20 protein-coding genes are annotated in these 23,371 nt (G+C 64.5%); 11 read left to right on the forward strand and 9 right to left on the reverse strand.

Features of this window, described 5'->3' with window-relative positions; translation table 11 throughout:
* Positions 1 to 9 precede the first annotated feature (9 nt).
* The 4 genes from FNZ07_RS26130 (at position 10) to FNZ07_RS26145 (ending at position 4,269) form a co-directional block, all read left to right on the forward strand.
* The gene (locus FNZ07_RS26130) at positions 10 to 837 is read left to right on the forward strand and encodes a phosphodiesterase (RefSeq protein WP_091014640.1); all 828 of its coding nucleotides are present in this window, start codon (positions 10 to 12) and stop codon (positions 835 to 837) included.
* A 70-nt stretch (positions 838 to 907) separates the two neighbouring features.
* Positions 908 to 2,197: an MFS transporter gene (locus FNZ07_RS26135; RefSeq protein WP_144269491.1), complete on the forward strand. Its 1,290-nt coding sequence runs from the start codon at positions 908 to 910 to the stop codon at positions 2,195 to 2,197.
* A 231-nt stretch (positions 2,198 to 2,428) separates the two neighbouring features.
* Positions 2,429 to 3,307 (forward strand): glycosyltransferase family 9 protein, encoded by an 879-nt coding sequence (locus FNZ07_RS26140; RefSeq protein ID WP_245811534.1) that lies wholly within the window; start codon positions 2,429 to 2,431, stop codon positions 3,305 to 3,307.
* Positions 3,304 to 4,269 carry a glycosyltransferase family 9 protein gene (locus tag FNZ07_RS26145; protein ID WP_245811535.1) on the forward strand — a complete coding sequence of 322 codons (966 nt, stop codon included), beginning with the start codon at positions 3,304 to 3,306 and terminating at the stop codon, positions 4,267 to 4,269. The genes FNZ07_RS26140 and FNZ07_RS26145 overlap by 4 nt, the downstream gene beginning before the upstream one ends.
* Before the next feature lie 28 nt (positions 4,270 to 4,297).
* Here the strand turns inward: FNZ07_RS26145 and FNZ07_RS26150 are convergent, their stop codons facing one another.
* The 4 genes from FNZ07_RS26150 to FNZ07_RS26165 all read right to left on the reverse strand — a co-directional run bounded on the left by FNZ07_RS26150 (position 4,298) and on the right by FNZ07_RS26165 (position 7,577).
* Positions 4,298 to 4,525 carry a sulfurtransferase TusA family protein gene (locus FNZ07_RS26150; RefSeq protein WP_091014813.1) on the reverse strand — a complete coding sequence of 76 codons (228 nt, stop codon included), beginning with the start codon at positions 4,523 to 4,525 and terminating at the stop codon, positions 4,298 to 4,300.
* A gap of 91 nt (positions 4,526 to 4,616) precedes the next feature.
* Complete coding sequence (locus FNZ07_RS26155) at positions 4,617 to 5,678, reverse strand: Gfo/Idh/MocA family oxidoreductase (protein WP_091014643.1); 1,062 nt, start codon at positions 5,676 to 5,678, stop codon at positions 4,617 to 4,619.
* Positions 5,675 to 6,700, reverse strand: coding sequence for an inositol 2-dehydrogenase (iolG, locus tag FNZ07_RS26160; RefSeq protein ID WP_091014648.1), 1,026 nt, complete (start codon positions 6,698 to 6,700; stop codon positions 5,675 to 5,677). Before iolG ends, FNZ07_RS26155 begins: the two co-directional genes overlap by 4 nt.
* On the reverse strand, positions 6,693 to 7,577 hold the full coding sequence (locus FNZ07_RS26165) for a MurR/RpiR family transcriptional regulator (RefSeq protein WP_091014652.1): 885 nt from the start codon (positions 7,575 to 7,577) through the stop codon (positions 6,693 to 6,695). The genes iolG and FNZ07_RS26165 overlap by 8 nt, the downstream gene beginning before the upstream one ends.
* A gap of 252 nt (positions 7,578 to 7,829) precedes the next feature.
* Between FNZ07_RS26165 and FNZ07_RS26170 the strand changes: the two genes are divergently transcribed.
* The 7 genes from FNZ07_RS26170 to iolB all read left to right on the forward strand — a co-directional run bounded on the left by FNZ07_RS26170 (position 7,830) and on the right by iolB (position 16,921).
* The gene (locus tag FNZ07_RS26170; protein WP_091014653.1) at positions 7,830 to 8,876 is read left to right on the forward strand and encodes a sugar ABC transporter substrate-binding protein; all 1,047 of its coding nucleotides are present in this window, start codon (positions 7,830 to 7,832) and stop codon (positions 8,874 to 8,876) included.
* A 204-nt stretch (positions 8,877 to 9,080) separates the two neighbouring features.
* The gene (locus tag FNZ07_RS26175; RefSeq protein ID WP_091014658.1) at positions 9,081 to 10,247 is read left to right on the forward strand and encodes an ABC transporter permease; all 1,167 of its coding nucleotides are present in this window, start codon (positions 9,081 to 9,083) and stop codon (positions 10,245 to 10,247) included.
* Positions 10,248 to 10,308: 61 nt separating this feature from the next.
* On the forward strand, positions 10,309 to 11,112 hold the full coding sequence (locus tag FNZ07_RS26180) for an ATP-binding cassette domain-containing protein (protein ID WP_091014815.1): 804 nt from the start codon (positions 10,309 to 10,311) through the stop codon (positions 11,110 to 11,112).
* An 83-nt stretch (positions 11,113 to 11,195) separates the two neighbouring features.
* Positions 11,196 to 13,220 carry a bifunctional 5-dehydro-2-deoxygluconokinase/5-dehydro-2-deoxyphosphogluconate aldolase gene (locus FNZ07_RS26185; RefSeq protein WP_091014661.1) on the forward strand — a complete coding sequence of 675 codons (2,025 nt, stop codon included), beginning with the start codon at positions 11,196 to 11,198 and terminating at the stop codon, positions 13,218 to 13,220.
* The gene (iolD, locus tag FNZ07_RS26190; protein ID WP_091014662.1) at positions 13,217 to 15,193 is read left to right on the forward strand and encodes a 3D-(3,5/4)-trihydroxycyclohexane-1,2-dione acylhydrolase (decyclizing); all 1,977 of its coding nucleotides are present in this window, start codon (positions 13,217 to 13,219) and stop codon (positions 15,191 to 15,193) included. The genes FNZ07_RS26185 and iolD overlap by 4 nt, the downstream gene beginning before the upstream one ends.
* A gap of 10 nt (positions 15,194 to 15,203) precedes the next feature.
* Positions 15,204 to 16,118, forward strand: coding sequence for a myo-inosose-2 dehydratase (gene iolE / locus FNZ07_RS26195; protein ID WP_091014663.1), 915 nt, complete (start codon positions 15,204 to 15,206; stop codon positions 16,116 to 16,118).
* Entirely contained in the window at positions 16,115 to 16,921 is an 807-nt protein-coding gene (gene iolB / locus FNZ07_RS26200; protein WP_091014665.1) for a 5-deoxy-glucuronate isomerase, read from the forward strand. The genes iolE and iolB overlap by 4 nt, the downstream gene beginning before the upstream one ends.
* Positions 16,922 to 16,992: 71 nt before the next feature.
* On the opposite strand, the gene FNZ07_RS26205 is transcribed toward iolB, so the two are convergent.
* From FNZ07_RS26205 to FNZ07_RS26225, 5 genes are all read right to left on the reverse strand, one after another.
* Positions 16,993 to 19,242, reverse strand: a complete 2,250-nt coding sequence (locus FNZ07_RS26205; RefSeq protein WP_091014666.1) for a hypothetical protein — start codon at positions 19,240 to 19,242, stop codon at positions 16,993 to 16,995.
* 417 nt (positions 19,243 to 19,659) lie between these two features.
* The gene (locus FNZ07_RS26210) at positions 19,660 to 20,373 is read right to left on the reverse strand and encodes an ABC transporter ATP-binding protein (RefSeq protein WP_091014667.1); all 714 of its coding nucleotides are present in this window, start codon (positions 20,371 to 20,373) and stop codon (positions 19,660 to 19,662) included.
* Positions 20,370 to 21,122, reverse strand: coding sequence for an ABC transporter ATP-binding protein (locus tag FNZ07_RS26215; protein ID WP_091014668.1), 753 nt, complete (start codon positions 21,120 to 21,122; stop codon positions 20,370 to 20,372). Before FNZ07_RS26215 ends, FNZ07_RS26210 begins: the two co-directional genes overlap by 4 nt.
* On the reverse strand, positions 21,119 to 22,435 hold the full coding sequence (locus tag FNZ07_RS26220) for a branched-chain amino acid ABC transporter permease (protein ID WP_091014671.1): 1,317 nt from the start codon (positions 22,433 to 22,435) through the stop codon (positions 21,119 to 21,121). Before FNZ07_RS26220 ends, FNZ07_RS26215 begins: the two co-directional genes overlap by 4 nt.
* Positions 22,428 to 23,366, reverse strand: a complete 939-nt coding sequence (locus FNZ07_RS26225; protein WP_091014672.1) for a branched-chain amino acid ABC transporter permease — start codon at positions 23,364 to 23,366, stop codon at positions 22,428 to 22,430. The genes FNZ07_RS26220 and FNZ07_RS26225 overlap by 8 nt, the downstream gene beginning before the upstream one ends.
* Positions 23,367 to 23,371 lie beyond the last annotated feature (5 nt).

The raw sequence follows: 23,371 nt of genomic DNA on the forward strand, positions 1-23,371 counted from the left end.
GGATTCCCCATGCTGCTAGCCCAGATCAGCGATCTCCACATCAAGCGCCCCGGCGCGCTCGCCTATCGGCGCGTCGACACCGCGGCGTATCTCGTGCGCTGCATCGCCAGGTTGAATGCGCTCGACCCGCGTCCCGACGCGATCGTCATGACCGGCGATCTGGTCGATCAAGGCACCGCCGAACAGTACGCGCATCTGAAAACCCTGCTCGCCACGCTCGACATTCCGTACTACCTGCTGGTCGGCAATCACGATGCACGCGGCCCGTTGCGAGAGGTCTTCGGCGAGCGTCCGGAACTGTCGACAGGCGGCGAATTCGTGCAATACGCGCTCGACATTGGCCCATTGCGGTTCATCGCGCTCGATTCGTTGGTACCCGGCCAGAGCGGCGGTACGCTTTGCGACGCGCGCCTCGCATGGCTCGCCACGCAACTCGATGACGCGCGTGGAAAACCCGTAGTCGTCGCGCTGCATCATCCGCCGTTCGACGCGGGCATCGGCCACATGGACGAGATCCGGCTCGATGCGCCGTCGTCGCAACGTCTCGCCGCCCTCATCGCGCAGCATCCGAATGTCGAGCGCGTACTGTGCGGCCATGTGCACCGGCCGATGTTCGCGCGTTTCGGCGGCACGATCGCATCGGCGATTCCGTCGCCAGCACATCAGGTCGCGCTCGATCTGCGCGACGATGCGCCGTCCGCGTTCACGATGGAACCGCCCGCATTCGCGCTGCATCGCTACGATGCGGCGACCGGGATCGTCACGCACCATGCCTATGTCGAAGCGGCGGACGGCCCCTATCCGTTCTACGAGCCCGAAGGCGCGCTGATCGATTGAGCGATTGAGCGTGTGCGGCACGTCGTATGGCGGCCTGCCGGGCCGCCAGCACGATCGCGGGGGCTCCGGTATGATCGGCACGCTTGAAGCCTTCTGCCGGCCGGTGCGCCGGCTTACCGCCAGTCGTCCCGCTCATGTCTACGCCCGCCCCTCTTCTCCCGCCGTGCCCGAACGGTCGCTCGCCGGCCTGCTGTTTCTGCTCGCGACGATCGCCGGCGTTTCGGTTGCGAATATCTATTACAACCAGCCGCTGCTCGACAATTTCCGCCTGTCGTTTCCGCATAGCGCGTCGTGGGTCGGCGCGGTACCGGCGGTCACGCAGCTCGGCTACGCGGCCGGCATGCTGCTGCTTGCGCCGCTCGGCGACCGCTTCGACCGGCGCCGTCTGATCCTGCTGCAAATCGCCGCGATCTGTGTCGCGCTGATCGTCGCAGCGACCGCGCCGACGCTAGAGGTATTGATCGCCGCCAGTCTCGCGATCGGTGTGCTCGCGACGATCGCCCAGCAAGCGGTGCCATTCGCCGCCGAACTCGCGCCCACTTCGCAGCGCGGTCACGCCGTCGGCACCGTGATGAGCGGTTTGCTGCTCGGCATCCTGCTCGCGCGGACCGCGGCGGGTTTCGTCGCCGAGTATTTCGGCTGGCGTGCGGTATTCGGCGTATCGGTGGTGGCGCTGCTCGCGCTGTCGGTACTGATCATCGTGCGCTTGCCGCGCAGTCAGCCCACTTCGACGCTACCTTACGGAAAGCTTCTCGCTTCGCTCTGGCATCTGACCGTCGAACTACGCGGCCTGCGCGAATCGTCGCTGACAGGCGCGGCGCTGTTCGCGGCGTTCAGCATTTTCTGGAGCGTGCTGGCGTTATTGCTTGCCGGTGCGCCGTTTCATCTCGGGCCGCAGGCGGCGGGACTATTCGGCATCGTCGGCGCAGCGGGTGCGCTGGCCGCGCCGTATGCCGGCAAGTTTGCCGACCGGCGCGGGCCGCGCGCGATCATTTCGCTGTCGATTGCACTAGTAGCCGTGTCGTTCGTCGTGTTCGGGCTATCAGGGGCGAGCATCGTCGGACTCGTTATCGGTGTGATCGTGCTCGACGTCGGCGTGCAGGGTGCGCAGATTTCCAACCAGTCGCGCATCTATGCGCTCAAGCCGGAAGCGCGTAGCCGCGTCAACACGGTCTACATGGTGTGTTACTTCATCGGCGGTGCTGTGGGGTCAGGCGTGGGTGCCGTGGTCTGGCCGGCCTTCGGATGGGTTGGCGTGTCGGTTGCCGGGTTGCTGTTTGCCGGGCTTGCGGCGTGGAGCCATGCCCGCGGACGCCAGCAGAATCCCCAGAGGAATTGCGACGCAAACCCCACGCTTTGAGGGGCAATTGAAAGGGCAACCAAAGCGGCAACTAAAGGGGCAATACCCGTAACTATGGCGGGTGGGACAAAATCCTTACGGCACTTTATACTTGCCGCCGAAAGATGTCGTAAACATTGACCAGGCACCAATTCGAAAAGGGCCGACGGGGCAATCATGGGTCATAACTCTCCGATAACGGGGCGTGTTGCTGTAATTTCATCGAAAGCAATAGGCGACTCATTGTTGCTCATGACGGTTGCCCACAACCTGCAACTGAACGGTGCAACGGTTACGGTATTCGGCCGCCACATCCATGCGTTGCGCAAGTGGTTCCCCGGTGTCGAAGTCCGACCTCCGCTCGAACCCGCAACTGCGCAAACAGCACTCGGCGATTTTTCGCTGGTCCTCGCCCTGCACCCCACACTCGATCTGACCGGCACCCATCCTCGCGTCGTGTTGCTCGACCATCTTTGCAGAAGCGGTTCGCAGGAACCGATGGCACGCCGCTTGTTCGATTTCTGTCGCGATGAGCTCAACCTGCCGGTCACGCAGAACATCAACGGCCTCACTGCTCCGGCGGACCTTCAGCATCGCAAGCACGCGAGCCGCGTGATCATTCATCCCACCGCAAGCACCACCGACAAATGCTGGCTCAAGTCGCGCTACGTCAATCTCGCGCAACGGTTACGCCACAATGGCTTCGACCCGCATTTCGTGGTTGCACCCGAAGAGCGCGCTGAGTGGCTCGACGTCCTGCGCGAAGGATTGAATCTGCCCGCATTCGACACGCTCGAAGACGTCGCGGCCTCGGTCTACGAGAGCGGCTGGTTTATCGGCAATGACTCCGGCATCGGTCACCTCGCGTCGAACCTCGATATACCGACGCTCTCGCTGTTCATGCGGCGCGGTATTGCGCGGACCTGGCGTCCGGGCTGGGGCGGCGGGCAGATATTGATCGGCAGTTCGTTTATTCCCGGCGCACACCTCAAGGAGCGGTTCTGGAAATACGCGCTGACGGTGGGCCGGGTCGAGCGCGCGTTCGCACGGCTGCGGCACGCTACCGGTCAAGTCTCGGCGCAAGCGGCGCCGGCCGTCACGGCACCGGCGTTCGTGCGGGAAACGGTATGAACGCGCGCCTCGAAGCGCGCATGCTGGCCCGACAACATCCAAGTACCGAACCCCGTCTGCACAAAAGCAATCTTGGCCGGATGGCGTTCTCGATGTCGAACGCGATCGGCGACACGCTGATCTCGATGATCATCGTGAGCAATCTGCTGAAGAACGGCATCGACATCGCGGTCTACGGCAACCCCGCGTACGCGCTTCGACACTGGTTTCCCGGTGTCGTCGTGCACCGCCTGCCCGCCGAAGAAGACAGCGCGAACACCTTCGCCGCCTACGACACCGTTCTGCAGATGCAGTGGAACCAGCCGCTCGTCCGCTTGCTGGATGCACACTCGCGTGTGCGGACGCTACACGACGTCGAGTTCGGCGAGCATTCGGGGTGCATGGCGGAACGCTTCGCCGACTTTTGCCGCAACGAGCTGGATCTCGACGACGTGGATCTGGCCAACGGGGTTGTAGCGCCCGCCGGTCTGCTGCACCGGCGGCACGCGAGACGTGTGGTCATTCACCCCGAAGCCAGCACCGACGACAAGCGCTGGCCCGCCGCACGCTTCGTGAAACTGGCGCGGCGGCTGCAACGCAAAGGTTATGAACCCCATTTCGTGATCGCGGAACACGAGCGGGCGCGCTGGAAAGACATCGATATGTCCGGTGTGCCCGCGCCGGTTTTCGCCGATCTCGGTACGCTGGCTGCGTGGGTCTACGAATCCGGCTACTTCATCGGCAACGATTCAGGCATCGGGCACCTGGCATCGAATCTCGACATTCCAGCCGTGAGTCTGTTTCGCCGCCGCGGCGTGTCGGCACGCTGGCGACCGGCATGGGGTGCGGTGGAGATCATTCTGCCGTGGCAGTGGGTGCCGACGTCGCGATTGAAGGAGCGTCTGTGGAAGGAGACGCTGACCTGTTCGCGGGTGCTGTCGGCGTTTGTGAGGATGACGCGGCGATATCCGGCGCCCGCATGACAGTAGCCATGTCGAGCGCCGACAAGACCTACCGTCTCTTCATCAGAAAAACAAAAACCTTGTCCTGAGTCGAGACTTCGACGATCTCATTGCCGGTCTGCTTCGCGAACGCGGCGAAGTCGCGTTGCGAACCGGGATCGGTGGCGAGCACCTTGAGAATCTGACCGCTTTCCATATCGGCAAGCGCTTTCTTCGCGCGCAAGATGGGCAGCGGGCAGTTCAGCCCGCGTGCGTCGACTTCCTTGTGAATCTGGATCTGCATCGAGGAAAACCTTTCTGCCAGAGCGGCAACAGCGGCGGCAACGGCACCGCACAGAGGCCCAGATTCTACCGCAGCCGCTCCGCGCTCACAGCGTCACCGCCTCCCCGCTTGCCAGCGAAGCCCGCAGCGCACTGCCGATGCGCGTCGCCTCCAGCGCATCCGCGAGGCTCGCGCCCGTTTGCGCGCCGCCGCGCACCGCCGCGACGAATGCCTGCGCCTCGGCCAGAAACGCGTCTTCGAAGCGCTCGAAGAACGTCGGCGTGCATTCGTTACGCACGCCGTGCGCATCCAGAATCTCGACGCGATTCAAACGCGGATTGCGGCCGATCGACAGCGCGCCCGCCGTGCCGATTACTTCGCTGCCCGAGTCGTTGCCGTGCGCCATCGTGCGCGATGCGTAGAACACCGCGAGCCGTCCGTCTTCGAATTCGCAGATCGCGACGCCATTGTCGACATCGCCGAATTCACGCAGGCCCTCGTGCAACGCTACCGTGCCGCTCGCAAACACGCGCTTCGCTCGCGGCTTGCCGAGCAACCATCGGGCCACGTCGATGTCGTGCACCGTACAGTCGAGAAAAATGCCGCCCGACGTCGGCGCAAAGCGCACGAAAAAGCCATCCGGATCGTTCCAGTCGCAAGTCTGCGAGCGCACCAGAAACGGCCTGCCGATCGCCCCGTCGCGCACCTTGTTGAACGCATCGCGGTAGCTCGGATCGAAGCGCCGCATGAAACCGATCGTCGCCTGCAGATGCGGATAGCGCGCCGCTTCCGCCAGCACGCGTTCGCATTCGGCAACATCCAGCGAAAGCGGTTTCTCGCAGAACACGTGCTTGCCCGCGTGCAGCGCATCGACGATCTGCTGCGCGTGCAACGCAGACGGTGTGACGAGCCACACCGCGTCGACCGTCGTGTCGGCCAGCAGCGCCGCGTAATCGTCGTAGAGCCGCAGATCGGGCAACGTGTCGCGTGCCCATGTGCGTTCTTCGTCGAGCGGACTGCATGCCGCCACGAGTCGCGCGCCCGGCACGCGATACGCGAGATTCTGAGCGTGTCGACGCCCCAGTCGCCCCAGTCCCACCACCCCGACGCGTACGCTCTGCTTGCCCTTACCGCCAGGTTCCTGCCCCGCCCCGTTCGCCACAGTCATCGCGCCGCCTCATCGAGTTTCACCGTGCGGCCTTCGCGCCACGACCGCGTCGCCGCCTCGGCGAGTTCGAGTGCTTTCACACCATCGGCAACTGTCGTGCGCACCGGCTTCCCCTGCGTGACAGCTTCAAAGAAATGTGTAATTTCCAGTGCATACGCCGCACGATAACGCTCAAGAAAAAACGCTTCCGGCACGTCGCTCGACACTTCAGTCTTCGAATACGCAACCACTTCGGTCGGCCGCACGTTGCCCGCCTGCAGCAGGCCTTCACTGCCGAGCACTTCGAAGCGCTGGTCGTAGCCATAGGCCGCGCGCCGCGTGGTATTGATCTGGCACAGCCGCCCGCGCTTCGTGCGGATTGTCACCGCGGTGCAGTCGATATCGCCTGCCGCCTCGATCGCCGGGTCGGTCAGCACGCTACCCGTTGCATGCAGCGTGTCGGCTTCGTCATCGAGAATCCAGCGGAAGATGTCGAAGTCGTGAATCAGCATGTCCTTGAAGATGCCGCCCGAGTGACGGATGTAATCGACCGGCGGTGCGCCAGGATCGCGGCTCGTCACGACGAGCATTTCCGGCGTACCAATTTCTCCCGCGTCGATGCGCGCCTTCAGTGCCGAGAAGGTCGGATCGAAGCGTCGCTGAAAACCGATCATGCAGACCACGCCCGCGCGCGCCACGGCATCTGCGCAGGCACGCGCACGTTCGAGCGTGAGGTCGACCGGCTTCTCGCAGAACACATGCTTCTTCTGCGCCGCCGATTGCAGGATCAGTTCGGCGTGTGTGTCGGTGCTCGAACAGATCACCGTCGCACCGATCGCGGCATCGCCCATCGCGCCGTCGATATCCGCAACCTGCGCGCCGTGCTGCGCCGCGAGCGCGGCAGCGGCTTCCCGATTCACGTCCACCACGTATTTAAGCCGCACGCCCGGCTGGCGCGCGAGATTCGCCGCGTGAATGCGGCCGATCCGGCCGGCGCCGAATACCGCGACTTCGATCGGCTTGCCGCCTGCTGTGTCAGTCATCGTATCCTCCAGTGTCTTTCGATTCTTCTACGTTCAGTTCGAGCTTGTACGCGAGCGCAATGAAGAGCGCCTGGCACAGGCAGATCGTGCTCGTGAGCGAGCGGAACGCGAACGCGCTCCCCTCCTTCACATACAGTTGCGTCGTGGCGTAGCGCGCGAGCGGCGACAGCTGGCTGTCGGTGATCACGAGCGTCTTCGCCTGGTGGTGATGCGCGACGCGCAGGCAATACTGCGTTTCCTTTCCATACGGCGCGAAACTGATCGCAATGACAACATCGCCCTTCTTCACGCTGCGAATCTGTTCGCGATACATACCGCCAAAACCCGACACGAGATGTACGCGCTTCGGTGTGTGCTGCAACGCGTAGACGATGTAGCTCGCGACAGGAAACGAACGCCGCACGCCGATCACGTAGATGTTGTCCGCGTGCTGCAGCATCTTCACCGCCGCATCGATCTGCGCATCGTCGAGACCCGCTTCCAGCTCATCGAGACCGCCGCGACACGCGGCAACGAATTCGCGTGCCACCGCGCCGCCGGAAAGTCGCCCGCCTGGTTTCTCGTCAATCAGCTTACGAATGCGCTGCTGGTAACTCGGCGACGACGCACCTTGCCCCGTGTAGGCCTGCCTGAACACCGCCTGAAGATCGGAGAAGCCCGAGAAACCGAAGCGCTGCGCAAAACGCACCACCGCCGACGGATGCACACCGCAACTCGCGGCGATATCGCTCGTGCGATCGACCATCACGCTCGCGCGATGCTGCTCGATATACGTCGCCACGCTCTTCAACTGCCGCGGCAGGTCTTCGTAGTTTTCCGCGATGCGCTGCATCAATTCTTCGACGCTCGGCAACTCTTCGGTGCTGTCGTCCGCCATGGTGCTCCCTCAGATATTTTTTGCGCTGCAAAACCGCTGTTTCACGTGCCGCCGAACGGCCTGTCGACGCTGCCGATTATAGGCAGCGCTCCGCATAAATGGAACGGATTTTCCATTTTTATTTGTAATGAAATTTTCGTTGCATCGCCAGGAAAGATCGCCTAATCTTGATTTTGAGCAGCGACGCGGCATGCGTTGCGACGCACGACGTCACGCTCCTTCAAAAACGACAGACCGACAAAAGGTGGAGACATGAGACTTGGCAATGGCAAGGCTTCGCTCAGAATTCTGGTGGCCGCGCTCACGTTCGCGGCGGGGTTCGCTGCTACATCGGTAGCCCAGGCAGCAGACGCGCACTTCGTCCTGATCAGCCACGCACCGGACTCCGATTCGTGGTGGAACACGATCAAGAACGCGATCAAGCAGGCCGACGAGGACTTCAACGTCCAGACCGACTACCGCAACCCGCCGAACGGCGACATCGCCGACATGGCGCGCCTCGTCGAACAGGCCGCCGCGCGCAACTACGACGGCGTGATCGTCACCATCGCCGACTTCGACGTACTGAAAAGCTCGATCACGAAAGTGACCGAGAAAAAGATTCCGCTCGTCACGATCAACTCCGGCACTGAAGAACAAAGCGCGCAACTCGGCGCGATCATGCACGTCGGCCAGCCCGAATACGTAGCCGGTCATGCGGCCGGAGAGAAAGCGAAAGCAGCCGGCGTGAAGTCGTTCCTGTGCGTGAACCACCTCGCCACCAATACGGTGTCGTTCGATCGCTGCCGCGGTTTCGCCGAAGCAATCGGCGTCGACTACAAGACCTCGACGATCGATTCAGGCCAGGATCCGACCGAAATCCAGTCGAAGGTCAGCGCGTATCTGCGCAATCATCCGAACACTGGCGCGATCCTCACGCTCGGCCCGGTACCCGCCGCGGCAACGCTGAAGGCCGTGCAACAGATGGGCCTCGCGGGCAAGATCTACTTCTGCACGTTCGACTTCTCCGACGACATCGCGAAGGCGATCCAGGCCGGAACGATCCAGTTCGCGATCGACCAGCAGCCGTATCTGCAGGGCTATATCCCGGTAGCCGTGCTCGCGATCGTGAAGCAGCAGCACACCACCGATCCGACGAAGATCCGCCAGATCCTGCAGGCCAATCCGAAGTTCAAGGCGCGGCTCGAAGCGTATGGGCTGCAACCGTCGTACGGACCGAAGAACATCCGCTCGGGCCCGGGTTTCATCACGAAGGACAATCTCGACAAGGTCATCAAGTACGCGGGCCAGTACCGTTGAGGGTCACCCGGTCGGCCTGACACGCCGGCCGTCAGTCGCACGCGGCGCCACTCGTAGACAGCGGTACATCCGGCACCGGACACTCCGGTGCGCTTACCGCCACGCACAGGGCGCGAAGCACGAGGCGCCGCGGTTTTCCCCGTATTTCACCGGTCTGCCAGCGCGCACGTCGCGTCGTCGGGGGACCGGCATCAAGGAGACATCATGGGCGTAGCCGGTAAACACTTTCCTTCGCACGCGGCCAAGGACGCCGACGCGGCATCGTCGGGGCAGCCCGCTCCGGCCGGCGCCGACGAGCGCGTTCGCAAGGAATCGTGGTTTGGCCATCTGCTGAACCGTCCGGAATTCGCTGCTATTTCGGGTGCCGTGCTGGTATTCGCCGTGTTCGCGTTTGCAGCCGGCGGCTCGGGCATGTTTAACCTGGACGGCGTGATGAACTGGTCGCAGGTGTCCGCGTACCTCGGCGTACTCGCGGTCGGTGCGTGCCTGTTGATGATTGCCGGCGAGTTCGATCTGTCGATCGGTTCGATGATCGGCTTCGCCGGCATGATGGTCGCGATTCCGTCGGTCTACTTCCACTGGCCGCTCTCGCTGTCGATCCTCCTCGCATTCGCCGGTTCGATGCTGCTCGGCGCACTGAACGGCTATCTCGTGATGCGCACGCGGTTGCCGTCGTTCATCGTCACGCTCGCGTTCCTGTTCATCCTGCGCGGCCTGACGCTCGCGCTGTCGATCATGGTCGCGGACCGCACGATCATCTCCGGTGTAGGCGATCTCGCGAAGCAGGACTGGATCGCCAATACGCTGTTTCACGGTGTCGCGTTCACCGGCCTATTCACGGCGCTCGCGCATATGGGCATCGGTCAGATGCTCGACAACGGCCAACCGCTCGTGCCCGGCATTCCGAAGGTGATCTTGTGGTGGTTCGCACTCGCCGCGATCTGCGCGTTCGTGCTCGCCAAAACGCGTTACGGCAACTGGATTCTCGCGGTTGGCGGCGATGCGAACGCTGCGAAGAACGTCGGTGTGCCGGTGCGGCGCGTCAAGATCTCGCTGTTCGTGCTGACCGCGTTCTGCTCGTGCCTGTTCGCTGTGCTGCAGGTGTGCGATATCGGATCGGCTGCGGCGGACCGCGGCCTGCAAAAGGAATTCGAGGCGATCATCGCCGCGGTGATCGGCGGCACGCTGTTGACCGGCGGCTACGGCTCGGTGATCGGTGCCTGCTTCGGCGCGTTGATCTTCGGCGTCGTGCAGATCGGCATCACCTATACCAACGTGAGTTCCGACTGGTTCCGTGTGTTCCTCGGCGTGATGCTGCTGATCGCCGTGCTGTTCAATCACTACGTGCGCCGCCGCGTCGCGCAATCGTAACCGTCACGAGGAGACAAACATGTCCGATACCCTCCCCGGTAACAACGCGCCTGCCAACGCTATGACTCCTGCAGTCGATACCGGCGACACGATTCTCGCGCTCGAAAACGTCAGCAAGTTTTTCGGCAAGGTCATCGCGCTGTCCGGCATCACATTGCGCCTGAAACGCGGCGAAGTGCACTGTCTGCTCGGCGACAACGGCGCCGGCAAATCGACGCTGATCAAGACGCTCGCCGGTGTGCATCAACCGTCGTCGGGCCAGTATCTCGTCGACGGCAAGCCCGTGCACTTCGAGTCGCCGAAAGACGCACTCGATCTCGGCATCGCCACCGTCTATCAGGATCTCGCGCTCGTACCGCTGCTGTCGGTGGCGCGCAACTTCTTCATGGGCCGCGAACCGCAGAAGAAAATGTTCGGCTTTCTGAACGTGATGGACCTGCAGACGAGCGCCACCACCGCACGCGAAAAACTCGCGGAAATGGGCATTCATGTGCGCGACCCGCATCAGCCGATCGGCACGATGTCCGGCGGCGAGCGGCAGTGTCTCGCGATCGCGCGCGCCATTCACTTCGGCGCACGCGTGCTGATTCTCGACGAACCGACCGCCGCGCTCGGCGTGAAGCAGAGCTTCAACGTGCTGAAGCTGATTCACACGGCGCGCGCCAAAGGCATCTCGGTGATCTTCATCACGCACAACGTGCACCACGCGTATCCGATCGGCGATTCGTTCACGCTGCTCAATCGCGGTAAATCGCTCGGTACCTATACGAAGGAAACCATCAGCAAGGACGAAGTGCTCGACATGATGGCCGGCGGCGCTGAAATGCAGAAGATGATCGGCGAACTCGACGGCGCCGTCATCTGACGCACGAGCCACCCTACGCTGCCACGCTGCTGCGCTATCACCGCTCGCGCGCCCTGGCGCAACCCAGACACTCAGGACATTCCATGGCACTTTCCAGCAACTCCAGCGCAGCGACCACGAGCCCGAGCCGCTTCGCCGCCGGCCGTAGCCGCGACATCGTCTGCCTCGGCCGTCTCGCGGTCGATCTCTACGCGCAACAGGTCGGCTCGCGACTCGAAGACGTATCGAGCTTCGCAAAGTATCTGGGCGGCTCGTCGGCTAACATCGCGTTTGGTTGCACGCGGCTCGGTCTCGCCGCGGCGATGCTTGCACGTGTCGGCAACGATCACATGGGGCGCTTTCTGACCGAAACGCTCACGCGTGAAGGCTGCGATGTCGGCCACGTGCGCATCGATCACGAACGGCTGACAGCCCTCGTGGTGCTCGGCCTCAAAGATCGCGACACGTTTCCGCTGATTTTCTATCGCGAGAACTGCGCGGACATGGCCGTCGACGAACACGATTTCGACGAAGCGTTTATCGCATCGTCGAAGGCGCTGCTCATTACCGGTACGCACTTCTCCACCGAACAGGTGAACCGCACGAGCCGCCGCGCACTCGACTACGCGCGGCGTAACGACGTGCGTACGGTGCTCGACATCGATTACCGGCCCGTGCTGTGGGGCCTCACCGGCAAGGCCGATGGCGAGACCCGCTTTATCGCCAACGAAAGCGTCACCGCGCATCTGCAGCGCATCCTGCCGCTATTCGATCTGGTGATCGGCACCGAAGAGGAATTCTGCATTGCGGGTGGCAAGACCGATCTGCGTGAAGCCCTGGCGATGGTCCGCGCCGTCACACCGGCGACGCTTGTCGTGAAGCGCGGGCCGCTTGGTTGCCAGATTGTCGACGGCGCGGTACCTGCGTCGCTTGACAGCGTGCCGGTGCATGGCGGCGTCGAGGTCGAAGTACTGAACGTGCTCGGCGCAGGCGATGCGTTCGCGTCGGGCTTCCTGTCCGGCTGGCTGCGCGATCAACCACTCGAAGCCTGCGCGCGCGCCGCAAACGCGAGCGGCGCGCTGGTCGTATCGCGCCACGGCTGCGCACCCGCGATGCCGACGCCCGCCGAACTCGACTACTTCCTGCGCGAAGCGCAAGCCGATCCGCAGCGCATGCGCCGGCCGGACCGCGACGCCACGCTCGCTCGACTGCATCGCGTCACACCGCCGCGCACACAGCGCGACGAAGTGCTCGGCTTCGCATTCGATCACCGCAACCAGTTCTTCGATCTCGCGCAGCAGACCGGCGCCGATGAAAGCCGCATCGCGCAACTGAAGGGGCTGTTCGTCGAAGCAGTCGCGCAAACGGAAACCGCACTGGGATTGCAAGGCCGCATCGCCGTGCTGATCGACGACCGCTACGGTCAGGACGCGTTGAACGCGGCAACCGGACGCGGCTGGTGGGTCGGTCGTCCGGTCGAACTGCCCGGTTCGGTGCCGCTCGTGTTCGATCACGGCCGCTCGGTCGGAACGACGCTGGCGAGCTGGCCGCGCGAACATATCGTCAAGTGTCTCGTGCAGTTTCATCCTGATGAGCCGATCGAACAGCGGCTCGAACAGGAAGCGCAACTGCGCGCGCTTTATGACGCCGTGCAGGCAAGCGGTCACGAACTGCTGCTCGAAGTGATTCCACCCAAACATTTGCCGCAGGCACCTGATACGGTCTATCGTGCATTGAAGCGCCTGTACAACATCGGCATCTACCCGGAATGGTGGAAGCTCGAGCCGGTGGACGCCACGCAGTGGCAAGCAATCGACGCACTGCTTGCGGAGCGCGATCCGTATTGCCGCGGCGTGGTGCTGCTCGGGCTGTCGGCGGGGGTCGAGCAATTGAGCGACGGCTTCCGGGCAGCGGCCGGATCGGCGACCTGTCGTGGCTTCACGGTCGGCCGGACGATCTTCCATGAGCCGAGCCATGCTTGGCTCGCCGGGCAGATCGGCGACGACGAACTGATTGCACGCGTACGGCAGACATTCGAAACGCTGATCGCCGCATGGCGCGATACGCGCAGCGCGTCGGCTACACAGTCGGCGCAGCCGCGCAACGTTCATCAGGAGCAGGCGGCATGAACCAACGCGTGTTGCATCAGGATCAAGCTGCGCCGGCTGCCGTTCCAGCCGCAGGCGACACGCACGGCACGATCCGTCTCACCACCGCGCAGGCGCTCGTACGCTACCTCGCCGCGCAACGTGTCGCTACGGAAGACGATCCCAACAGCAGTGAACCGCTTTTCGGTGGTGTGTTCGCGATCTTCGGTCACGGCAACGTGGCGGGGATCGGCGAAGCGCTGTATCAGCACCGCCACGAACTACCGACGCTGCGCGCGCACAACGAACAGGCGATGGCGCACAGCGCGATCGCCTACGCAAAAGCGCACTTCCGCCGCCGGATGATGGCGGTCACCACCTCGATCGGACCCGGTGCGACGAATCTCGTCACGGCTGCTGCGCTCGCGCACGTCAACCGTTTGCCGGTGCTGCTGCTGCCTGGCGACATCTTCGTCTCGCGCGCGCCCGATCCGGTGTTGCAACAGGTCGAGGATTTCCACGACGGCGGCATCTCCGCCAACGATGCGCTCAAGCCCGTCTCGCGTTACTTCGACCGCATCGTCCACCCGGCGCAACTGCTCAATGCGTTGCCGCGTGCGATCCGTGTGCTGACCGATGCCGCGCTATGCGGCCCGGTCACGCTCGCGTTGCCGCAAGACGTGCAGGCAACTGCGTGGGACTTTCCGCTCAGTTTCTTCGAACCGCGCGTCGTCAAACCGCACGCCCCTGCTCCGCGCACCGATGAAATCGATGTAGCCGTCGAGCGTCTACGCCGTGCGAAACGGCCGATGATCGTCGCCGGTGGCGGCGTGCTGTACGGTGGCGCTACCGCTTCGCTACAGGCGTTCGCGACAACGCATGGTGTGCCGGTCGCGGAAACGCAGGCCGGCAAGAGTTCGCTAGCGTGGGACGATCCGTTGAATACTGGGGCGCTCGGCGTGACCGGCTCGCCCGCGGCGAATGCACTCGCGCACGACGCCGATTGCGTGTTTGCCATCGGCACGCGCTTGCAGGACTTCACGACCGGCTCGAACACGCTCTTCACGCAGGCCGACGTAATCGGGATCAATGCAAACGCGTTCGATGGTTTGAAGCATCGCGCGCTTGCTGTCGAAGCCGATGCGCGCCTTGCACTCGACACACTCACCGAACGCCTGCACGACTGGCACGCGGACCGCGCGTGGACTGCGCGCGCACAGCAGGCCGCGACCGACTGGCGCCACACTGTCGGCACGCTGACGCACACGCCACAGCGCGACACCGTGCTGCCGTACGACGCCGACGTGATCGGCGCCGTGCAGCGCTCGAGCCCGCAGTCCACCACCGACGACATCGTCGTCTGCGCAGCCGGCACCCTGCCCGCCGAGTTGCACAAGTTGTGGCGCGCAGGCCGCCCAGGTGCCTATCACGTCGAGTACGGCTACTCGTGCATGGGCTACGAAATTGCCGGCGGCCTCGGCGCGAAACTCGCGCGGCCCGAGCGCGAAGTGATCGTGATGGTCGGCGACGGCAGTTATCTGATGATGAACAGCGAGATCGCAACCTCGGTGATGCTTGGTGCGAAGCTGATCATCGTGGTGCTCGACAATCGCGGCTACGGTTGCATCAACCGTCTGCAACAGGCGTGCGGCGGCGCACCGTTCAACAATATGTTCGACGACTGCGCGCAAGGTCCGCTCGGTGCTCCCGCAATCGATTTCGCGGCACATGCACGCTCGCTCGGCGCGCATGCGGAACACGTCGCCGATGTCGCGGCACTCGAAACCGCGTTGCAACGCGCCCGCGCCGCCGATCGCACCTACGTGATCAGCATCGACACCGACGCTACACGCACCACCGACGACGGCGGCTGGTGGTGGGAAGTCGCCGTACCCGAAGTGTCGGCACGCGAGGCTGTTCGAACGGCCCGCGCGCAGTACGAAACTCATCTCGCGGCCCGCGTCGAAGGCGCGAATCATCCCTCCAGCGACGACGCCAGCGACGCCAACAATTAAGGACCCGCGCATGACTTCCTTCGACGTACGTATCGGCATCAACCCGCTGTCGTGGATGAACGACGATCTGCCGTCGCTCGGCGGAGAAACGCCGCTTGAACTCGCGCTGACCGAAGGCCGCGCAATCGGCTACCAGGGGTTCGAACTCGGCAACAAGTTTCCGCGCGAGCCAGAAGCACTGAAGGCACTGCTCGCGCAATACGATCTCGCGCTTGTCTCCGGCTGGTATTCGGGTCAACTGGCCCGACGCAGCGCCGAAGCGGAAATTGCCGCGGTCGGGCCGCATCTGGAGCTGCTCGCGAAGAACGGCGCGACTGTGATGGTGTACGGCGAAGTCGCCGACACGATTCAGGGCGCGCCGCGTCCGCTGTATCAGCGGCCGCGTTTTTTCAGCGAGGCGCAGTGGGACGAATACGCGGCGCGCGTCGAGACGTTCGCGCGCTACACGCTGAGCCACGGCGTGCGGCTCGCGTATCACCATCACATGGGCGCGTATGTCGAGACGCCCGCCGACGTCGACCGTCTGATGGCAAAAACCAGCGACGCCGTCGGTCTGCTGTTCGATGCGGGGCATATCACGTTCGCAGGTGGCGATCCGATTGATGTGCTCGACCGCCACATCGCGCGCGTGTGCCATGTGCACTGCAAGGACGTACGGCCCGCGGTTGCGAAGCTCGCGCGCAATCGCAACTGGAGCTTTCTTGAAGCAGTGATCGCCGGCGCATTCACGGTGCCCGGCGACGGCACCATCGATTTCCCGGCTATCATTGAGCGGCTCAAGCGGCACGGCTACCGCGGCTGGCTCGTCGTCGAGGCGGAACAGGACCCGGTCGTCGCGCCTTCGTTCGCGTATGCGCAAAAGGGCTACCAGACGCTGCGTGCCCTCGTCGATGCGCCGCTCAATCCTGCCAGGGAGGCTGCATGAGTTTGCTAGTCAAAGCCCAGCGCGAAGGTCAGACGATCGCGCGCGTCACGCCGGAGTCGGCCGGCTGGCAGTATGTCGGCTTCACCGCCCACCGGCTCGCGGCGGACGGCGTCATGCGGGTGCTCGAGACGAACCGCGAGTCGTGCATCGTCGTGCTGTCCGGCACGATCGACATCGATACGCCCGCTGCAAAATGGCTCAGTCTTGGTACGCGTCGCAGCGTGTTCGACGATGCGGCGCCGCATGCGGTGTACCTGCCGCCGAATGTGCGCGCCACGATACGCGCACGCAACAATGCCGAGATCGGTGTGGCCAGTGCGCCTGCCACCGGACGCTATCCGGCGCGTCTCATCCAGCCGTCGCAGATGACGCGCTCGACGCGCGGCACCGGCCTCAACACGCGCTACGTGTGCGATATCCTGCCGCAAACCGAACCCGCCGAGTCGCTGCTCGTCGTCGAAGTGCGCACGCCGGGGGGGCATGCGTCGAGCTACCCGCCGCACAAGCACGACACCGACAATGTGCCAGTCGAGAGTTCGCTGGAAGAGACTTACTACCACCGGCTCAATCCGCCGCAGGGGTTCGCGTTTCAGCGCGTGTATACGGATGCGCGCGATATCGACGAGTCGATGGCCGTCGAGGATCACGATGTCGTGATGGTGCCGCGCGGCTATCATCCGGTGGTCGTGCCGTATGGCTACGACTCGTACTATCTGAACGTGATGGCGGGTAGTCGGCGCACGTGGCACTTCAAGAACGATCCCGCGCATGAATGGATTATCGAACGGGATGCGCGTAGCTGAAGACAACTGAACGTAGCCGGGCCGCGTCGATGCGCGCGGCCCAGATGATCGTGCATGTGGTTACCCGTAAGTCACTTCCGCGCCGCGACATCCACCGCGAGCGCACCATCCTCCGCCATCCGCACCGTCCCCTTCGCCACATCGCGGCGATACCCGTACAGATCGAAATGCATCGGGTCGCTGTTTGCGCTATCGCGTATCAGCGTATGGCCGTTCACGACCAGCGAGTTGTACATCTTGATGTCGCCCGATTCGATCCACACGTAGCTGCCGCCCGCGCCCGCCGGCGGATGCGCGACGGCCGCGCCCGTCTGCCGCTTGAACTTCAGCACGAGCCCTTCGTTTGTCACGGTCGCACCCGCGAGACGCCCCTGCAACACCGGCGGCGGAAACACCGTGTACTGATCGAATACCAGTTCGTTACCTTCCAGCTTGACGCCCTTGCGGGCAAACGGTGTCAACGAGGCGAGCGGAATATTCAGCGCGCGCAGCAAGCCTGCCTGCGGCACACCGAGCACCGACACCGATTCGGGTGTGTAGACCAGATGCCGTTCGTCGCGTACGGCGAGCGTACCGTGCATCTTCGTCGGTAGCCAGACGCCGGGGAAGTGATTCCATAGCTTGATGCCGCCGGTTACGTCGAGACCGCCGTCGGCGGGCGTCAGTTGCATGTCGTTCAGCGAGCGCGGCGTGTAGTCGAGCAGATAGTCGTTGAAGAGCGATGCCATCGCCGGCCACGGTTCGACAACCTCGCCACCGAGGATATGAATGTCGTACTGGTTCGGATCGTCGAGATCGACGGGCTGACCGGGCTTCTTCGGTACGAGCTGCGCATCGAGTGTGCGCACGTGAAAGCCGATGCGTCCCGACACGTAGAAGTCGACGTTCTGCACGTGGATCAGCGGTGTGCCGCCCGGTGAATGGCGTTCGTCGGAGAGCGCGCTGCCCGACGTCGTACGCAGATTCACCGGGATGCGCCGCCATTGCTCGCGTGCGACCGCAAGCGCGGCCTGTTGCGCACGGATGTAGCTGTCGTTGTAGCGCGCCGCCGCACTACCGGTTTGCGCTGTCTGTGCTGCATCGCGCGCAGCACCGGGCAGCGTCGTGTACGACGGCAGATGCACATCGAGCGCACCGTTTTCGTCGAACGTGAAGTACCCCGCCGCCATCTGCTCGCGATAGTGATACAGGTCGAGCACGAACGGCGCGCCCGACGTGCCGGTGTCGAGCGGCGTGATTGCCATCTCGATGTTCATCGGGATCGAGCGCATGAACTTCACGTCGCCGCCTTCGAGCAACATGCCGCGCGCGGGCATCTCCGCGGGGAACGCGACGTCGGGCAGCGTACCGTCGTCGAGCGTGAAGCGCACGCCGGCCGGCGTCGTGTCGATCCGCGTGATCGTCATGCGCAACGCGGGCGGTGGCGTCAGTTTCGCGACCAGCATCACGACGTTGTCGCCGTCGAGTCGCGCAATCGGCGTGTTCACCTTCAGCAGGTCTGCCATGCGCACGTGTGCGGCCTTCATCAGACGGTCCGCAGCGACGCCCGCGACTTCGGTATGGTCCGCGTGAAATACGAGTTCGGTCGCGTTGCGCATCGCCAGCGTGCCCGTGAGCGCAATCGGCACCCAGCCGTCGCGTTGCATTTCACCGGTGATCCGCAACTGCCCCTGCTGCGGCTCGACCCGCATATTGCGCAGCGGCGAGCCCTGGTACTGGAACAGATAGCGATTGAAGATTGCTGTGAGCTTCGCGGCATCGAGCGTGACCTCGCCGCGGTGGACGTTGATCGTCACGCTGTTCGGATCGTCGAACACGATCGGATTGCCGGCGCGCGTCGGCGTAAGCGTTGCAGCCATGCGGTGGATCAGGAAACCGATGTCGCCGGTCAGGCGGAAATCGACATCGCGCGCAAACATCATCGAACCGTCGATGCCGGAGTCGCGTAACGTCAATGGCCGCGTTCGTGTAACGCGCATGCCGCCGGCGGTGGGTATGCGGGCCGCGACTTGCTGCTGCTCTGCTAGCTGGCGCGCCTTCGCAACTTCGAGCGTGGGTAGCGTTGAGGATGCGGGTTGTGGTGCGGCGGCACCGCCGGGATTCTGTGCGGTGGTCCCGGTCGCGCTTGAATCCGCAGGTGCGGCTACATTTGCGGCGCTTGCCGCCGCAGGAACCGTTACGTTCGCAGCGCTCGCGGCACCCGACGCACCGGCGGCCGAACTCGCAGCCGAACTCGCGTCAGCACTCGCATCGGCACACGCACACACCAGCAGCGATGCGATGACGATCACAACCGCGGACACGCTCAGCGCGTGACGCATAGGCCCGCTATCAGCCGCAGAGTGCCGCCCACTCCCTCCGTTACGCCTGGAATTGCAGCCTTGTTCGCTGCCGGCGTGGGTACGCGGCAGATGCAATCTGTCGTCGGTATCGTGCATATCGTCTCCTCCCTGGTCCGGTGCGCCCGCGCAGGCGGGACGCCGGACTGTCTCGCGCCGGCACGGATGACCGGGCATCTTTGCCTTCGATTGTCTTTATTTGTGGCCGCGCTGCCGACAAGATTCCTGGAGGGCCGACACCAAACGCTCAGACGTTTGAATGAAACAGAGCACGGGCCGCCAACCCGCGCGGGGCGGACATGCGACGCCGCTGCGCGCAATCGGGTCAAACAGAAGGGAAACCGGCGTTGGCCGAGAACGACAGGTTGCGCCCGCTGCGCCGCACGCAAATGAGCCGCGTTAGCCGACGCCGAGCCATTCCTGCATCACATCGTGACGCGCGCGAAACGCCTCGAAGCTGCCGTCGAACACGATCTCGCCATGCCCCATCACCGCGACCCGACTCGCCAGTTCGTGTGCGATTGCGAGCCGTTGCTCGATCAGCAGCATCGCGACGCCGCGCGCATGCAAGGTCCGCAGGCACGCTGCAACCTGCGCGACGCGCTGCGCGGCGAGCCCTTCGGCCGGCTCGTCGATCACCAGCAGATCCGGATCGCCGAGCAGCGTGCGCGCGAGCGTCAGCATCTGCTGCTCGCCGCCCGAGAGTGCAGCGGCACGCGTGCGCTGTCGTTCGCGCAACACGGGAAAAAGCGCGTAGGCATCGTCGAAGGTAAAACGCGGCGGCCGCGCGCGCCTGGCCGGAGCTACGCCGAGCAGCAGGTTTTCGTGCACGCTGAGCGTCGGAAACACATCGCGATGCTCAGGTACATAACCGATGCCGAGCCGCGCGATCTGGAACGGCCGCAGGCCCGCCAGCGAGCGGCCCGCAAAACGCAGTTCGCCCTCGGTGTGCACGAGGCCCATGATCGCCTGCGCGAGCGTCGAGCGCCCCGAACCATTGCGCCCCGCGAGCGCCACGATCTCGCCTGCCTCGATGCGCAGATCGACGCCGTGCAGCGCCTTGCTCGCACCATGCCACGCATGCAGACCGGCGATATCGAGAAGCACGGTCATCGTTCGAATCCGTCGCCGAGATAGGCGGCGCGCACCGCCGCGTGTGAGCGGATCGCGGCCGGTGTGCCGGTCGCGATCACGCGCCCCTCCACGAGCACGGAGATGCGGTCCGCGAGACCGAAGACTGCATCCATGTCGTGCTCGACCATCAGCAGCGTGCGGCCAGCGGTCGCGCTGCGGATCAGTTCGATCGCGCGCGCGGCTTCGGCGCGGTTCATGCCGGCCGTCGGTTCGTCGAGCAGCAGCGTGTGCGCGCCGCCCGCGAGCGCTAGACCGAGATCGAGCGCGCGTTGCTCCGCATAACTGAGCGTACCGGCCAGCACCTGGGCGCGTGCGCCGAGGCCCACGGCATCGAGTACCTGTTCGGCGCGCGTGGAGGCGGCACGCGCATGCGTCCAGCGACGCCACCGGCTGCCGCGCCCGCGCTCCGCAAACAGCGCGGCACATCGCAGGTTGTCGAACACCGACAGCCCCGCGAACACACTCGTGTTCTGGAAGCTGCGCGCAAGCCCGCGGCGGTTCACCGCGGCCGGCCCAAGCCGCGTGATGTCGACACCGAACAGTTCGATGCGACCCGCGCTCGGCCGGCCACCACCAGCGATCAGATTGAACAGCGTCGATTTGCCCGCGCCGTTCGGTCCGATCAGCGCATGGCGCTCGCCGGGTTCGATCGACAGATCGACACCGCGCAGCACCTCGGTGGCACCGAAGCTTTTGTGGACCCGTTGCACGGCGAGCGCGGCAGTCATCGAATGCTCCCGGCTTCGCGTGCGTTCGCCGCCTGCACATCGCGCGGCCATGCGCGCCGTGCACCACGCGAAGCAATCCAGCCGGCGCCTGCGAGCAACACGACAGCAGCGGCGATCCATTCACCGGAAGACGTCGCACCGGCAAGCAAGAAACCGCTGAACGGCAAACCGGTGCCGTCATCTGTCCCGAACTGTCGCGCGTACGCCCATTGCACCGCAAGCACGACCGCACCGGTCCACGCGAGCGCCGCGCTCACGCCGCATAGCCACGACTTCGTGCAAACCCGCCAGCCGTGCTGCGCGAGCCGCGCGGCCTGGCGCTGCGCAAACCCGGCGATGCCATCGGGCGAGCCCACCACGATCACGATGAACAACAGCCCAAGATAGAACAACCAGGCACGCGTCACGCTCGCCACCGCGACGCTGAAAAACGTCAGCACGACCGCCCCCGCCACCGGCCCAAAGAACGCACCGGTTCCGCCGATCACCGTCGCGATCAGCACCGCGCCCGAGCGCAGCATGCCGACGCTTTCCGTCGATACCAGCTCGACGTTGATCAACCCAAGCGTGCCCGCGATACCCGCAAAGAACGCCGCGAACACGACACTCGCATAACGGATGCGGCGCGGCTCGCAACCGATCGCCGCAGCCCGCACCGGGTTGTCGCGCACCGCATTCGCGACGCGCATGAACGGCGTGCGCGACAACGCGAACATCGCGGCACACGCAAGCAGACACCACAGCGCGATCAGCAGATACGCTTCGCGCGCGGGGCCGAAGGTCCACGTGCCGAGTGCAAGGCCGCTCGCGCGATCGATCGGTACGCCCGCTTCGCCGCCGAACCAGTCGGGCAGCGTCCATGCGGCAGCCGCCACGAGTTCACCGATACCGAGCGTGATCATCGCGAACGCCGTGCCTGCGCGCCGCGTCGATACATAACCGGCAAGCAGACCGGACAGCGCCCCGCCGACCCCGCCCACCAGCGGAACGAGCGGCAACGGCAAGCGCCATGCGTTGAACAGATACGCGGCCACGAGCGCGCCGAGCCCCGCGTGCGCGGCATGACCGAGCGACAGCAAGCCGGTGCCGCCAAGCAGCAGGTTGTACGACAGCGCGAACACGATCATCGCCGCGGCCTGCGCGAGCCATGCGAACAACCAGCTTTGCGACGAGACGAGCGGTGGCACGGCGAGCATGGCGATCAGCACGAGCCACGGCAACGCGGCGCGCCATGTCGGCGTGCGCCGTGCGCGCGCGGCGGCAAGCGTCTGCGGCGCTGCGTGTCGGGAAGCGGTGTCGCGCGGCTCAGACATCGTCGTCGCGCAGACCGAAGAGTCCGCCCGGCCGTAACGCAAGCATCGCAATGAGCAGCACATACGGCACGAGCGGTGCGAGTTGTGCAAGCGTGAGCCCACCCCATGCAGTGGACAGCGGCTGCCCGAGTGCCGCCGCGATACCACCGAGCGACACGTCGCTCGCCACCGCGAAAGTCTGGATGCAGCCGATCAGCAGCGACGCCGCAAGCGCCCCGCCCAGCGATCCAAGTCCACCGATCACGACGACCACGAAGACGATCGAGCCGACCGATTCGGCCATCGCCGGTTCGACCACGAAGAGCGGCGCACCGATCACGCCGGCCAGCGCGGCGAGTGCGGTGCCCGCCGCAAAGACGCAGGTAAATACGCGCGGCACGTTGTGGCCGAGTGCTTCGACGGCACCTGGATGTGTGAGCGCCGCGCGTACGATCAAGCCCGTCTTCGATACGCGCAACACCGCGTATAGCACCGCAAGCATCGCAAGCGACACCACCATCATGAACGCGCGATAACGCGGAAACGCGGCGCCATCGAAGGTAAATAACGCGCCGTCGAGCGCGGCCGGCACCGGTGCGGCGATCGCCTGCAAACCCCAGACCAGCTTCACCGCTTCGCCGATCAGATACGCGGCACCGAACGTGAGCAGCAGCTCGGCGAGATGTCCATGCGGTCGAACGCGACGCAACAGCCAGCGTTCGAACGCTGCGCCGATCAGGCCAACTACGAGCGGCGCACCGACCAGAGCGCCCCAGAAACCCAGGTGCGCCGTCAGCGCGAAACCGACATACGCACCGAGCATGTAGAAACTTGCGTGCGCGAAGTTAAGCACGCCCAGCATGCTGAAGATCAACGTCAGCCCCGCCGACAGCATGAACAGCAGCAGCCCATAGCTGACGCCGTTCAGCAGGTTGATCGCAAACGACTGCATGCGCG

The organism is Paraburkholderia megapolitana, assembly GCF_007556815.1.
In the GTDB taxonomy this organism is placed as follows: domain Bacteria; phylum Pseudomonadota; class Gammaproteobacteria; order Burkholderiales; family Burkholderiaceae; genus Paraburkholderia; species Paraburkholderia megapolitana.